Below are 15763 nucleotides of genomic sequence, written 5' to 3'. Positions count from 1 at the left end.
TTCGCCCCGCCCGATTTCCCCCCGCCCCGACGTCCCGATGCCCGTTCACGACGCCCCGCACGTCTCGCTCAAGAAGCGACTCGGCCGCCGCACCTTTCTGCGGGGGGCGGGGGTGGCGCTGGCGCTGCCGTGGCTGGACGCGATGACGCCCGCCCACGCCCGCTCCCGGGAGCGGCGCTCCCCGCGGCGGATGATGGCGATCTGCAACAACCTCGGCTTCGTGCCGGACAAGTTCTTCCCCGCCGACGGGGGGCTCGACGGGGCCGGGGACGACGCCTCCTCGCCCTACCTGGAGGAGCTGGCCGACGTCCGCGACCGCGTCACCGTGCTGGAGGGCGTTTCGCATCCCGGGGTGAACGGGTCGCACGCCTCGGACGTCTCCTTCCTGACTGGGGCGCCCGGGCCGGGGACGGGGGGCTTTCAGAACTCCGTGTCGCTGGATCAGTACGTCGCCGGCCAGCTCGGCCCGGTCACGCGGTTCCCCTCGCTGACCCTGGGCGTGAACGCCTCCCCCGGCCGCCGCAGCCTCTCCTGGACCGAATCCGGCGTGCTGATCCCCTGCGAGGACAGCGCCGCGGAGGTCTACCGCCGCCTGTTCCTGCGGGGCACCGACGCCGAGGTGCGGGCCCGGATGCACGAGTTACGGCTGGGCCGGAGCATCATGGACGCCGTCGGGGCGCAGTCCAAATCGTTGCAGCGGACGCTCGGCCCCCGCGACCGGGAGCGGCTGGACCAGTTCGAGACCGCCGTCCGCGACGTCGAACGGCGGCTGACCGAGAACGAGGGCTGGGCGCAACGCCCCAAGCCGGAGGCCCCGATCCCGCAGCCGACCGACCCCGCGGAGCGGACCGCCTTCATGGAGAAGTCCGCCCTGATGTACCAGATGGCGAAGCTCGCCTTCGAGACAGACTCCACCCGCACGGTCACCCTGCTGCTGGACACCAACGCCACGCCGACCGTCTCCGACGTGCGGGACGCGGACGTGGAGATCACCGACGGCTATCACAACCTGTCGCACCACGGGAAGAACGCCAAGAAGCTCGCGCAGTTGGAGGCGATCGACCGCAACCACCTGCGGCTGTTCGGAAGCTTCCTGGGGGACCTCGCCGCGGTGGGCGAGGACGACGCCGACCTGCTGACGAACACCTCGATCCTCCTCGGCAGCAACCTCGGCGACGCCAACAAGCACACGACCACCAACCTGCCGCTGATGCTGGCGGGGGGGCGATTCCGGCACGAACCGATCCTGCGGTTCGACCGGCAGAACAACGAGCCGCTGGCCAACCTGTTCGTCAGCGTCCTCCAGCAGATGGGCTTCGAGACCGACCGCTTCGCCACCGGCACGCGGACGCTCCCCGGGCTGGAAACCGTCTGACCCCCGGCCTGCCGCCCCCTCGGCCGAAGGCTGTGCACAGGGCGCGTTACGTCAGGCTCCCGGAGCGGGTCGCAGGGCCAGTTCCACGAGCGTGCCGTCCGCCGGTTTGGTGGAGACGCCGGCCTTCGGCGGGTTCTCCGCGTGCACGGCCCGCACCCGGAACAGTTTGACGAACGCCCCGACGACCAGCCCGACCTCCAGTTCCCCCAGATGCTTGCCCGGGCAGACGCGCGGGCCGTGGCCGAACCCGAAGTGCAGCAGGTCCTTGCAGCCGCGGGCCTGGGTCGTCGCCTCCGCCCACCGCTGCGGGGCGAAGGTCCCTGCGGGGTGGCCGGTGACGCCCGCTCCCCAGTGGTCCTCGTGCCGGTTGGCGTGCCAGACGTCCAGCAGGAGGTGCGTGCCCCGGGGGATCGTCAGCGTGCGGCCGTGCGGCAGGTCCAGCGTCGTGTCCGCCGTGGCCCGGCGGGGGAGGAAATACAGCGACGGCGTGAGCCGCAGCGTTTCGTTCATCGCCGCTAATAAATGCGTCGCCCCCAGCAGGTTCCGCGGGGTGTAGTCCTCGATCGTGCGGACGTCCTCGTGGACCCGTTCCTGCCACGCCTCGTTGCGGGCGAGGTGCGAGATCGTCCAGCAGGCGTAGGAGGTGGTGGCCTCCAGCGCCCCGGCCAGAAACACCCGCACGTTGCTGCGGAGGGCGGCGTCCGGGGCGTCGGATTTGAACTGCCCCCACAGGCCCCGCCCGGGTCCTCCGGAGAGGGGGCGCCGGGCCGCGAGCACGTGGTCGGTCAGCTCCTCGAACGCCGCGTAATCCGCCCGCGCCCGCCGGAGGCCCGGCGTGAGCGGCGGCCACTTCCACACCGGCACGCCGACGCGGTTGGTCACGGTGTCGCGGACGATGCGTTCGATCGTCCGCGACAACGCCGGGGCGTAGCGGTCGCGGATCGCCGCGTAGGGGATCGTCGCCCCGAAGAAGTTGTTCGCCAGCATCTCCAACATCACCGCCTGAATCTCCGGCTCCAGTTCGAGCCGCACGGTCGGTTCGCCGCTCTGCTCCAGATGGCGCCGCAGGAGGTCCAGCCGTTGGGCGACGGTTTGGCGGAAGGTGGCTTCGAACTCGCCGAACTTCTCCGGCTGGAACAGGCTCGTCTTGCCGAAGGGGGAGGCCGCGAGCTTCCGCTGCCGGCGCCACAGCGGCCCGTTGGCGTACAGCAGCGAGTCCGGCCCGGTCGCCCGGGCGATGCCGGTCGAGGGCAGGGTGTCGCGGTCGAACTGCCCGGGCTTGTCGCCGGTGGCGGTCGTCACGGCCCGGATGACGGCCGGGTCCCGGGTGACCAGCACCGGGGCGAACCCGGGCACGTCCAGATAGCGGTTGTGGCGGCCGGGGCCGGCTTCGTCGTCGGCCCTGTGAAAATAGGTGTCGAGGATCTCCAGCGGCTGCCCGTAGTTCCACGGATGCGGAAACGGCAGCGCCGGCCCCCCCGATCCGAACAACGGCACCCGCGACGGCCGGCAGTCCCCGCCGAACGGATTGACCCGCCGCAACTGCCCCGGCAACCGCCCCAGCCGCCCACGACCCGGGCCCGAACCGGCAGGCGAGAGCGGCGAACCGGCAGGCGAGAGCGGCGAACCGGCGGGCGAGAGCGGGGAGGCGGCGGCGGTCATGGCGAGCGTGGCGTGAACCCGGTCCGCGGGCGCGCGGTCTCCGGCAGTCTCCCCGAGCCCGCCATGGCCCGCCGAGACCGTCGCCGCCCGCTCGATTCCTCCTACGGGCTCGGCGTCTCCGGGGCGGCGGGGGGGACGTCAGCCCAGTCGCCGGACAGGGTGACGTTGCGGACCCGCACCGCCGGATCGCCGACCCAGCGGAACAGGCCGAAGGTCCGGCGGTTCGCCGGGGCGATCGGCCGCTCGAAGATCGGCGTGCCGTCCAGCGACAGCGTCGCCGTATCGCCGTTCGGCTTGTCGCCGTTCGATCCGTCGCCGCCGCTCGTCACGGTCAGTTCCAACGTGCGCCAGATGCCGGGGGAGAGATCGAGCGTCTCCGGGCCACGGCGGTTCTCCGGTTCGTCGGCGAGGTTGTCGCTGGCCAGCGGCAGCCGGTCGGTCGGGCCGGCGGTGATGCGGTGCACCCGCACGCCGTCCTTCGTCAGCACGAACGCGATCCGGCCCAGCGCGACGTGCACCCCGGCCCGGTCCCGTTTCTCACCGTCGGGGCCGCCGCCGGAACCGACGCCGGGTTCGTGCAGGAACTCGAACCGGACCGTTTCCGTGGGCGCGGCCAGCGGGCGGGGGAAGACCAGCAGCGTCTCCTGGTCCGACGCCCCGGCGTTATCGGGCGAGGGGGGGCCCGCGGCCAGCCCGTCGTCCTGCCACTCCCAGCCGGCGGTGGTGCGGTCCTTGTTCTCGTCGCCGTAGGCGTCGACCCACCAGTCGGGGATGCGGCCGTTATCGGGGAGCAGGGCGACGGCGTCCGGCGTTTCCACGTCGCCGCCGATCGTCAGGTTCCGCACCGCGCCGCCGTAGTCGCCGCGGGCTTGCAGCGCCAGGAACGGCAGCGGGCCGTCGAACGTCACCGTATCCAGGGCGGCTTCCCAGACGGGTTTGTCCGAGAAGAGGGCGGTGAAGTGATCGCGCCGCACGTCCAGACGCAGCGGGTAGTCGTTCCCCTCGTACTTGGCCGCCAGCTTGGCGTCGGCCCGTTGCTCGCTGAGCGAACGGACGTTGAGCCGATCGCGGTTCGCTTCCATCTGGACGCCCAGCCCCCCGGCGAGGACCCGCACGATGTGGAACCAGCCGATGGTCGGCGTCGCGGTCACGGTCAGGGTTCCGTCCGCCGTCGGCGCCGCGGGGCGGACAGCGAATAGCCGGTCCCGCTCCCCACCGGCCCAATGGCGGACCGTCGCCCCCGTGTCCTCCGCGGCGTTCCCCGTCGCGCCCTCCGGCGCCGTCCAGCGGGCGGCCGGGAGTCCGTCGGCACTTTTGCGAAGCGACAATTCCGGCGCCGCGACCCAGGCCGGGCCGACCGGCGGTTCGGTTTCGAGGTCCGCCAAGATCGTGCGAGCCTGTCGCTTCGGGATCGTCCACGGGCCGCCGAAGTTGTTCTGGAAGGTTTGGAGGTAACCGGTCGCCAGCGATTCGGCGGCCTGCTTCGCCTCCGTGTTGGAGGGATCGGCGATCACGGCGTCGGCCAGGGCGCGGCCGGCGATGAGCATCGGTCGCGGCTCCCACGCCTGGGTCTCCTTCGTCATCTTGCCGAGGTAGGTCTCGAGAAACTGCACGTGCGGGGCGATCTCGCCGCCGTCGCGCATCCCGACGGCGATCAGCAACGCCGCCTGCGCCGCGGCGGTGGGGTCTGAGGTCGCGGGGGCCCGCTCCGCGGCGGCCCGCAGGTCGTCCAGTCGGCCCAGTTCCTCGGCCGTCTCCGCCAGCATCAGGATCGGGCTCAGCAACCGGCCGCCGGTGGGCACGCGGCGGCCCTCGGCGGGGTTCTCGACCCCCGGCAGGTTCGTGCCCGGGGGCGGGTCGGCCGGGGAGAAGGCCCAATCGCTGCGCCAGTACGGGTCCTCCGGCGTGAACAGCACCTGATTGACCAGAACCCGCAGCCGGTCCTCCGGCGACAACGCCGCCGCCGTCGCGAGGAACTCCCATTGCAGGGCCGTGATCCAATAGTGCCCGAGGAGCGCGACGTCCCGCCGCCCCTCGGCGACGGCTTGATCGTCGTACGGGCGGTCCGCGAGCGGGTCCTCCGGCGCCGCGGACAACTCCGGGCGGAGCAGGAGGTTCGCCTTCCAGTCCTCCGGCAGTTCGGTCGGCCAGTCGCCGGAGAGGATCACGTTGCGCACCGCCGCCGTCCCGCCGGGCGGCGGGGCGAGGCCGAACAGGCGGTCCGGGTGGGCCGCCCCGTGCGGCGTGCCGGCCCCGGCGGAGAGGTCGCGTTCCAACACCGGCACGTCGTTCACGGAGAGCGTCAGCCGCCCGTTTTGCGCTTCCAGCACGGCTCGGTTCCAGTCGTTGGGAACCAGCGGAACCGGCCCCAGCGCCCCGGGGGCGGGGACGGTTCGGGCGGCGCCCAGTCCGCCGTCCTCGGCGAAGCGGCCGCGGGGCGAGTCGACGGGCAGGAACCGCAGCCGGACGCCCTCCGGCTCCAGCACGAACCCGACGCGATCCAGCGACGGCACGACGGTCGCCGCGGCGCCGACGGTGCGGAACTCGAAGGCGATGCGGTCGCCGTCGAACAGCGGGCGGTGGTGCATCAGCCGGCCGGCGTCGGGCTTGGAGGCCAACACGCCGTCTTTCACGGCCCAGCGGGGTTGGGAACGGGGGGCGTTGCGGTCCCATTCCAGCCCCTCCCGCGGCCAGGCGCCGTTGCCGGAGGGGGAGAACCAGCCGTCGGTGCGGTCCCCGGCCAGCAGATCGACCTCGGCGGGAATCGTCGGATCGCCGATGATCCGGACGGCGCTGAACCAGCCCCGACGGCCGTCCGTCGTCGACAGGCCGAAGAACGGCGAGCCGGGCGGCGGCGTCGGATCCGTGAACAGCGTGCGGCCGGCGACCCTCAGTTCGACCTGCTCCGGGCTCACGTCGTACAGGAACCGCTGTTCGCTCTGGTACGGCAGCCAGGGGGCGTTTTCCTTGGCGAACCGCGTGCCGCTGAAGTCGCGGGCGTAGAAGCTGCCGTTGTGCGGGAACGCCTCGTGGAGCAGGCCGTTGTACATCGGGAACGCCTCCTCGCGAGTTCCGTTCGACGCGACGACGAACAGCTGAAACGTCCCGGTCAGCGGCAGTCGGAACGTCAGCAGGTTCGCCCGGCCGGACCCGGTCGCATGGGCCATGCCGTGCAAGAAGGTCCAGCCCGGCCGGCCGGTCGGCCCGGTGGCGTAGGAGCCCGGGGCGGCGGACCGCCAGAGGCCGTGGTCGGCGCCCAGCGGCGGCACGCCCGGCGGACCCTCCGCCTCGGTGCGCAGGGCGAGAATCGACTCGCGGAAGTCCCCGCCGACGACATTGTTCCCGACCGCCCATGTTTCCAGCGTCTTGAGCTCCTCCAAGGCCGCGGTCCGGGTCTCCGGCTCCCCGAGCGCCGCCCACGCGAGCAGCAGGTTCGCCGCGAACGCCTGATCGAGCGCGACCTTCCACTCGCCGGACGGGTTGCCGTCGTCGCGATCCGCGATCCACTGGCGCAGCTCGGCGGCGGCGGCGAACGCCTTCGGCAGATCGGGCTTCAGACCCGTTAACGCCCGCAGCGTCGCGGTCCGCACCGTGCCCGACGCATCGAGCGGGATCGGGGCGATCCCGTCGACGCGACGCGGCTGGCGCTGGGTCGTCATCACCGTCGTCGTCGCGCCGTTGGGCAGCGTGACCGTCCGCTGAACCTGAATGAGTTCGGGCGAGGCGAAGGAGGCCCCGGGGGCGCTCCGGGGAACGTCGGCGTCGTCCGGGGCGAAGGCCCGGGCCGCGGCCGCCCGGTCCAGCGCGGCGGCGAGTTCGTCGACCCGATCGGCCTCCACCGCCGCGGCGGCCAGCGCGACGAGGAGGCTCGTCAGCGGCGCCGGCGCCCGCCCGGCCTCAGCGCTGAGCCGACGGGCCGGATCCGCGGGCCGACCGAACTCCGCCGGCGGGCCGTCCGTCGGCAGCAGCGCCGCCAGGTCCCGGATCGCCCCCGGCCGGCGTGCGGCGACCTGTTCCGCCTCGCTCAGCGAGGTTCCCGGGATCGCCCAGGCCAGCAGGACGTCGAACCGCTCGTCCGCCGGCAGCGCCGCGGCGGCGCGGGCCAGGTCGGGCGTCACCTCGTCCCGGTTGAACCGCGGGGCCCTGGACTGCTCCTCGTAGACCGGCAGTTTTTCCAGGGCGTTGAGCCATTTGAGAGCCGGGACCGCCGCCCCGCCGCGGGCCGCTTCGTGGATCGCACTGGTCAGCGCCTCCTGCTTCGCGTTCACCCGGACGGCGGGGTTGGAGCGGGCCAGCTCGACGAACCGGTCGAGGAGGCGTTCCCCCATGGCCGGATCGCCCTGCTCGAAGGCGGCGCGGGCCAGTTGGGGCAGCAACCGCGTCCAGACGCCCTCCGACTTCCCGTAGCTCTCCACGCCCGCCAACAGGGCGTCGATGGCCTCCGGGGCGGCGACGCCGGCCTCCAGCGCCGGCAGGGCGGCGTGCAGCAGCGTCTCGCCGCCGGTCCCTGACAGATCCGTGCGCACCGCCTCCTTGAGGGCGACCAGCCCCGCGGCGGCGTCCGCCGCCCGGTCCTCCGCAACCGCCAGCCGGACCCGCAGCAGATCGACCGCCCGCCCCGCCTCGCCGGCCGACTGCCGTCCCTCCAACCGCCGCCGGACCGCCCCCAGCGTTCCCGCCCGGGTCGCCCACGTCAGCAGCGGGGCGACGGCGTCCCGCGTCGCGGTCGCGGTCGCGGCTGCGTCGGAGCCCGAGCCGGCGACGAACGGTTCCAGGTAGGGGAAGGCTTCGTTCGGCCGGGCGGCGGGCAGCACGACGTCGAGCAGCGTCGCCGCGACCGCCGCGGGGTCGGCCCCGGCGGCCTCCCACTGCGACGACAGGGTGGTCAGGGCGGTCGCGATCTCCGCGTCCGCCAGCGGCATGCCGGCCTGCTCGGGGGCGTTCAGGACGGAGCCGAACATGCCGCCGCCGTTGTTCCCGCTGGAGACCACGAACCCGCCGCCCACGAACCCGCCGACGAGGGAGGCGGCGGCGGAGTTGCCGCCCGCCGCCCCGCCGCCCAGCGGGGCGCCGCCGCCCAGCGATTCCCGCACGGCCCGCAGGCTCAGTTCGGTCAGGCCGTTCTCGGCGGCGAGCTGGGCGACCTGCAACGCCCGGCGGGCGCGGGGGCCGGAGGTGATCGGCAGCCCCTTCTCAGCCGGTTCGGCGACGGCGGCGGGTTCCGCAACGGCGGCCAGGGCGAAGGCCAGCAACGCCGCCCGCACGCCCGGCGGCGCCGGACCGGCGGGACCCGGCGGGGCGACGGAGGGGCCGACGGGCGGGGCGACGGGCGGAATCACGGAGGCTCCGGCCTCGCCGGGCGCCGCAGGATCGTCCGCCGCGTCGGAGAGTTCGCGGTCGAGCACCGTTTCCAGCAACTGCGTCCAGCGGTCCTCGGCCGTTTCGGCGTCCCCGCGGGCCGCCGCGACGCGGCCGGATTCGACGCTCAACGCGATCTGCCACGCGGAATCGGGCAGCCGCCCGGCGGCGGCGAAGGCGGCCTCCATCAACACGACGCCGTCGTCCGCGGTCGCCGGTCGCTCGGCCGCCGCCACGCCGACGAGCCACAGCGCCCCGATCCGATTCGCCTCCGCGGCCTTGTCGGCCTGGGAGTCAGCGTCCGCGGCCCCGTCGCCGTCGGCCACGGGGTCACTGGTTTGCGACGCCAGCCGGACGAGCGCCGCGACGGGCTCGGCGGCGGCCTCCTCGTCGCCCGCCGCGAACGCCAGCAGCACCGCGGTCGCGTGCACGCTGAGGTCGTCCGGCCGCACCTCCGCGTAGCCCTTCAACGTCTCCCGCAGCGGGGCGACCCGCTCGGCGATCTTGTCAGCCGTCTCCTCGCCCGAACGCGGCGTCATGGCGGCCTGCACCTCGGCGGCGGGGTTGCGGAGCGTGGGTAAGAGCAAACGCGAAGCCCCCGCGGTCGTCTGACTGCGGTTGGGGGATAGCGGCTTCTCGGTGGACAGCAACGTTTGCATCAGCCCGCTGGAGACCGTCGCCCCCCGCAGGTCCTCCCCGCCGTCGTTGGCAGTGACGAACAGGTCCAGTAGGGACTCCCGGTTGTGCGGCGGCGGCTCGGCGGACTGCGGCTCGCCGGACTCGGCGGCCGTGCGTTCGGCGGACAGGCGCCGCCCCAACTCCTCGGCGAGGAGCGCCGGGGTGAGCGAGCTCTGCACCTTCGCGAACGCCTCGTCCAACTGACGCCGTTCGTATTGATTAGACGGCATCTGGGACCGCGGGACGCCGTCCGCCAGGGCGTGGTTCAGGACGCGGAGGGCGTCCATGGGAAAGCCCATGTCCGCCAGCTTCGTGCCGATCTCGGTCCAGGAGCGCACCTCCATCCGGGCGGCGTAACTCGAGTTGCCGGGGCCGTAGTTCGCGTACAGGTCGGCCTGCGGTTCGAACACCGCGGCCAACAGCAGCTTGCGGGCCTCCGGCGTTTGATCGCCGCGGATCAGCAGGTCGACGAGGCGCCGCTCCGGGGAGAAATCGAAGCCGTTGCCCCGGTAGGGGGTCGAGGCGCCGTCCGCGGCGGCCCGGCGCATCAGCGTCAGCGCCAAGTCGTCCAGCGGACCCTGGGTCTTGTTGGTGACGTTCACGTCGCCGCGGGCCTGGTCCAGGGCGACGCTGAGGAGCCACGCGGCGGCGCCCGTCGGCCCGTCCTTCTCCGGCAGGGCGAGGAGCGCTGCGACCTCGTCGCGGGCGGCGTCCGCGTCGCCGGCCGCGGCTTGGGCGGCGGCGAGCAGCCCGCGGCCGGCGTGCCAGTCCGGGCGGCGTTCCCGCTCAGCCTGCACCTGGGCGATGAACTCGTCCAGTTCGTCCCGAGACTTCGCCGCCGCCGTCACGAGGTTCGCCAGCCCGTTGGGGTCGCCGCTCCACAGCCGCACGTTCCCGAACTCCGCCCAGCCGGGGCCCGAGGGGGCCTTCACCGCCTGCTCGACGGCGTACTGGTAGATCCCCTCCGCGGCGATCAGCTTTGGGTTGCTCAGGGAGGAGAACAGCGAGGGGCGTTCGCTCGGGTGCCGTTCCCACATCGACTGCAACGCCTCGATCGCGGCCTCGCGGGAGTCCGCCTCGTTGAGCGAGTTGCTGATCAGGTTGGGGATCGCGTGCCGGTACTGGCCCCAGTCGGCCGGGTCGGTTTTCCCGACCGCCGCCATGAGGTCCTTCGTCCGCTTGGCCCGCTGGAAGGCGTTCTGAACGTTCCAGTACTCGTTGGCGATGACGGAGGGGTCCGCGGCGATGACCTTCACGTAGAGGTCGGCGGCGGCGTCGGCGTCCTGGTTCTGCAGGGTGGCCGCCAGGGCGGCCATGACGCGGGGGTCGCTGGGGGTCGGCCGGGCCGCGTCGGCTTTGACCAGGGCCTGCGCCTCCTCGCTCCGGTTGACGGCCGTCAGCAGCGCGATCAGGTCGCGCCGCACGGCGTTCGCGTTGGGATTCCGTTCCAGCTTGGCCTTCAGGTCCTCGATGATCGGGTCGAGTTCGCCCTGCGTGCGCAGCAGGTCGACCGCCCGCCGCCACGCGACCTGCGTCTCCCGCTGGGCGCTGGTGACGCCCTGGCCGGGAACGGGTTGCGAGCCGCCGAACCGCATCAGCATGGTGCGGGCGATCTCCACGGCGACGTCCTGCTTCCCGCCGCGCTGGTAGAGCTCCATCATCCCCGCCAGGGCGGTCGCGTCGTTGGAGGCGCCGCGGCGCATCCGGGCGAGGACGGCCTCCGCCTTCTCGCTCATGCCCAGGCGTTGCAGGGTTTGAGCCAGTTCCAGTTGCTCGCCGGAGTTCAGCCGCAGGCCGAACAGGCGCTCGGCCGCGGCCCGGGCGCGGTCCAGATCGCCGGTCTGGGCGGCGACGCGGAGGGCCAGCAGTTCGCGCTCGCGCAGCTGATCCGGGTTCGAGGGTTCGACCCCGTCCAGCACGGCCAGACCGGCGGCCGGATCGCCGCGTTCGATCTTGGCGGCCGCCGTGACCCGCCGCAGCGCGGCGTCGTCCGGGTTCGCGTCCAGCGCCCGCTCCAGGGTGGCCACGGCGGCGTCGACCTCTCCGGTCCACGCCTCCACGCAGGCCACCCGCAACAGGTCGTGCCCGCGGGCCGGAGCGTCCGGCCGCTCGGCCCGTTCCCGCAGGTGGGCCAGCAGGTCCGCCGGGGACAAGCCGAGCGTCGGCGCCGCGTCGTCGGCGTCGTCGTCCGACGGTTCGTCGGCGTCGTCGCGGAGCGCGGCGAGGGACCCCGGTCGCGCCATCCAGTTCATCAGGGAGGAGAGGAGCGTGACGTGCTCGTCGGCGATCGGCGCCGCCGGCGGGGGAAAGCTGTTCCCCCGGGAGCTTCCGCTGAGGCCGCCGTTCTCCAGGAAGACCCACTGGACGACTGGGCGCCCCTCGGTCGCGGAGCCGGAGCCGTCGTGCGTGCCGGCGACGGCGTCGGCGTGGGCGTCCAGCAGGGCGAACAGGCGCTTGGCGTCGCCCTGGGCCGCCGACTCGCCGGCCAACCGGGCGAACGTGCTGCCCGACGGCAGCGCCCGGGCCCGCTCCTGCGGTTCGAGGGCCGCGGCCCGGCCCAGCAGCGCCAGGATCGCGTCGAGGCGCTCGGAGGCGTCCGCCCGGCGGGCGGGGGACCCGAACGCGGTGATCGCCGCCTGAATCTCCTCCGGCTCGTCCGCCCCCTCCAACATCGCCGCCGTGAGTTGGGCGGCCCGCTCGTCCTCGCCGGCCCGTTCCAGTTCGCTGATCAGCGTCAGTTGGTAGGTCGCCGGCGCGGTCGCGTCCGACGCCTTCAGGATCGCCGTGGATCGCTCGATCAGCGCCAGTTCCTCCTGGGAAAGCGGCGCCGGCTCCTCCGCATCGGCGCTCCGGTACTGTCTCGATCGGAGCGAGACGAGATACGCCTGCGCCTCCGCCGCCCCGGCGTCGGGGAGCCGCGCCAGCCGCCCCGAGATCGCCGGGAGCAGCTCCCCGATCCGCCCCCGCAGCGGTTCCGGCAACATGGACGGGTTCCGCTGGGCCGTCGACGTCAGGAAGTAGGCGTCCCACAGCCGGCCGCGGTCGGGGGCGGCGTCGGCGTCGAGGAGCGGCGGGGGGGCGTCAGCGTCGGCTGCGGCGGGCGGGGCGTCGGCGACGCGGACCCCGGCCTCTTCGAAGACGCGGCGGGCGAAGTCCTCGTCACGGGTCGACCGCCACACCGCCGCGAGCAGGCGGGCCGTGCCGTAGTCGTCCGGCGCGAAGACCGGCTGGCCGGAGCCGCCGCTGGAGTACTGCTGATCGGACAGCCCCAACAGCGGCAGGAAGGGGTAAACGGCCTGAGGCCGTGCATAGATCAGGCCGAGCGTCGGGGGCGCCGCCCCGCCGGAGGCGCTCCCCCCGCTGCCGGTGCGGCGGGAGCGGCTCCGCTCGGCGGCGGCCTTCGTCGCCGCGGAGGGCGCGTCCGGGTCGAGGTCGAGATCCCAGATCCGCTCGAAGGCGACGCTCGCAATCGCCTCCCGCCGTTCACGACTGAGGCCCGGTTCGGCGTCGCCTGATTCCGGCTCGGCAGGGGCGGGTTCGGCGTCGACGGGTGCGGCTGGCCGCAGGGAGGCCGGCGCCTCCGTCAGCTCGTCGTTCCGGGCTAGGAGGACCGCGACTGCCAGCCGGGCCAGCAGTTCCCAGTCGTCGCCGTCGCGCAACAGGCCGGCGTCCGCCAGTTGGACGGCCGCCCCCTCGCGGCCGCTTCTCAGCAGGCTGTCGATCGCCCGGACCCGCTCGGCCGGGTCGGTTTCGCGGCTCAACGATTCCAGGTAGAGGCGTTCGGCCGCCTCCCCGTCCCCGGCGGCGATCAGCAGCCCGGCCAGCCGCATCCGCTCGGCGGGGGCGTCGCCGAGTTCCACGACCCGGCGTTGGAAGGCCACGGCGTCCTCCAGGTCGCCGGCGCTCTCCGCCAGCGTCGCCAGCCGGGCCAGCAGCGCCGCGTCCCGCGGGTCGCGGTTCAGCAGCGGTTCCAACGTCTCCCGGGCGGACGCCGCGTCGTCGACGGCGAGATGCGCCTCCGCCAACAGCAGGGCCGTTTCCCGGTCGACCCCCGCCTCCGCCGCCCCGGGCCGCCGCCCGCCCGTCGCGGTGCGTTCCAGTTTCTCCAGAAACGGGGCGAACCGGTTCTGCCGCTGGGAGAGCTCGGCGAGCCGGCGGACGACGACGCTTTTATCGTCCACGGACCCGGCGGTCTCGAACGCCCGCCACAGCAGCTCCACGGCTTCGTCCGTGCGGAACCGATCCGCCAGCGCCGAGGCGAGTTCCAGCAGCGGACCGGGATCGCTCCCCGCGGAGCGGGCCGCCCGCCGCAGGGCGTCCAGGCCCATCTCCTCGTTCCCGATCTGAAACGCCGTGCGGGAGAGGAACGACAGCGCCTCCGGGCTGCCGGGCGCCCCGGCGACGACCTCCCGGGCCGTACGGAGGGCGTCCGCCTGCTGCCCGAGCCGCAGTTGCAACTCGGCCAGGCGCATGAGGTGGTCCGCCCGGCGCTGCCGGTCCAGACCGGCGAGGCGGCGGGCGCTCGCCGCGGCGTCCGCCGTGAACCCCGCCTGCTCCTGAAGTTCCGTCAGCGTGGCCAGAACGATCACATCGGCGGGGGCGAGGGCCGACGCTTCGGCGGCGCTCGCCGCGGCGCGCGCCGAGTCGCCCGCGGCGTCCTGATACAACGCCAGCCGCAGTCGCACGTCCGCGTTCTGCGGTTCGGCGGCGGCGGTCGCCTTCAGTTCCTCAATGCGATCCTCCAGTCGGTCGGCGGCCTGGTCGGCGTCGATGGCGGCGTTGAGAGCCGCCCGGCGCTCCTCGAGCGTCACCGCCAGCGCCTCCGCCTTGGCGATCTGCCCCTCGGCGGCGTCCGCCCGCCCGGCCCGGCTGAACAGCTCCGCGAACCGCATCCGGTCCGCGAACTCCAGCGCCCCCGCCGTCGGGTCGGCCGAACCGGCCTCCTGCACGTCCAACGCGTCCGCCTCCGCGGCCGCGGTCGCGGCCCGCTCGTCGTAGCCGAAGCCGCCCAACACCTCGGATAGCCGGGCCAGCGTCTTCACGCCCCGGTTTTCCCCGGCGGCCAGCTCCGTCCAGACGGCCACGGCCGCCTCCGACTCCCCCAGCACGTGCAGGTATTCGCCCAGATACTCCCGGTAGCGGGGGTCCTCCGGCGCCAACTCCGCGGCCCGGCGGTAGAGGGCCTTGGCGCCCTCCGCGTCGCCCGCCTGCCGCAGCCAGTCCGCCACCCGGGTCACGGCGACCGGGTCCTCGCCCCGCTCCTCCAACAGCCGCTGCCAGATCGCCTTGGCCGCGGCCAACCGTTCGGCGTCGGACCGGGACGGGTCGCTCAGCAGGACCGAACCCCAGTCGCGGAGGGTGTCGGCGTCGCCGGGGGTCTGCTCGTCCAGCGTGGCGAACTGCTCCGCGGCGGCGGCGTACTCCTCGGCCCGCAGCAGCTGGGCGATCAGCGCCCGCCGCAGCCGGGCGTCGCCGGGGGCCTTCTCGACCCCTTTCTCCAGCCACTTGCGGGCCTCGGCGTCGCGGTTCTGGCGGTCCAGCAACTCGCCCAGCCGGGCCATCGCGGCGACGTCTTCCGGATGATCCTCCAACCAGCCCTCGTAGTAGGCGGTCAGGCCGGCGAGGTCGTCGGTGCGGAGGAAGGAGCGCTCGATCCCGCCCCGCACCTCGCGGAACAGCCAGCTGTCCGGGTTGAGGTTCGCCAGCAGGGCCTCGAAGTCCTGCACGGCCGCCTCGGTGCGGCCGAGGCGGACCTTCAACCCCGCCGCCTTCAGGCCGAAGGCGATGCGGCGGTACTCGTCGGAGGTCTCCGCGGCGAGGGCCTCGTAGCGGGCGAGGGCGGCGTCGAGGTTCCCCTCCGCTTCCAGCACGGCGGCGATCTGCTCCCGCACGGCGTCGTCGCCGGGGAATTGTTGGGTCAGCCGGTCCCAGACCGCGGCGGCCTCGTCCTCCTGTCCCCCGCGGGTCAGGGCCCGGCCGAGGCCGGAGAGCAGGTCCGGCAGATCGCGGCGGCTCGGGTCGCGGGCCAGCGCCGCCTCGTAGGCCGCGGCCGCCTCGACCGGCCGACCGGCCAGCGCCAGCGTCTCGGCGAGGCGGGCGCGGGGGTTCGGATCCTCCGGCGCCCGCTCCGCGGCGGCCTGAAAGGCGGCGATCGCGGCGTCGTCGTTGCCGCGGCGGGCTTCGATCAGACCGAGAATCGCCGGGGCGGCGGCGTCCTCTTCGTCCTCCTCCATCCGGCTCCGCAGCCGGTCGGCGAGTTCGGCCAGTTCGCCGCGTTCGGCGTAGAAGGCGTAGGCCCGGTCCAGCGCGGTGCCGGGGCGGGGATTGCGTTCGAGCAGGCTGAGGAACCGCTCCGCGATCTCCCGCTCCCGGGCGATCTCCGGCGATTCCGCGGGCGCGTCCGCGGGCTCGGCGGCCGGGGGAGCGGCGTTCGCCGGGTCGTCCTGCGGGGCCGCGGCGGCGGGGAGCAGCAAGGACAGGGCGACGGCCGCTAAGAACGGGCCGCGGCCGCGATTCGCAATCGGGCGGTCCGTTGAAGACCCGGCTGCCGAGCAATAAGAGAGAGCCATTCCCAAGCGTTCCGTGACGGGCTGGAGGGCGGACCGACCCCCAAAACGCCTCAAAAACAACGTGGCGTCGCGGTGACGGTGAGTCGGGCCGCCGATCGTCCCGCCCCGCGCCCGCCCTGTC

The 15763-nt window shown here is 73.9% G+C and carries 3 protein-coding genes; 1 reads left to right on the top strand and 2 read right to left on the bottom strand.

The genetic code is table 11. The features are described from left to right. Window positions 1-37 precede the first annotated feature (37 nt). Window positions 38-1375 (top strand): DUF1552 domain-containing protein, encoded by a 1338-nt coding sequence (locus CA12_RS05420; protein ID WP_145357854.1) that lies wholly within the window; start codon window positions 38-40, stop codon window positions 1373-1375. A 51-nt stretch (window positions 1376-1426) separates the two neighbouring features. Here the strand turns inward: CA12_RS05420 and CA12_RS05415 are convergent, their stop codons facing one another. Both CA12_RS05415 and CA12_RS05410 read right to left on the bottom strand, forming a co-directional pair. Beyond that, on the bottom strand, window positions 1427-3037 hold the full coding sequence (locus CA12_RS05415) for a cytochrome P450 (RefSeq protein WP_145357853.1): 1611 nt from the start codon (window positions 3035-3037) through the stop codon (window positions 1427-1429). A 101-nt stretch (window positions 3038-3138) separates the two neighbouring features. Then, window positions 3139-15546, bottom strand: coding sequence for a DUF1583 domain-containing protein (locus tag CA12_RS05410; protein ID WP_145357852.1), 12408 nt, complete (start codon window positions 15544-15546; stop codon window positions 3139-3141). Window positions 15547-15763 lie beyond the last annotated feature (217 nt).

This window comes from Alienimonas californiensis (genome assembly GCF_007743815.1).
GTDB lineage: Bacteria > Planctomycetota > Planctomycetia > Planctomycetales > Planctomycetaceae > Alienimonas > Alienimonas californiensis.
This window is presented reverse-complemented; position numbering and strand designations above follow the sequence as displayed.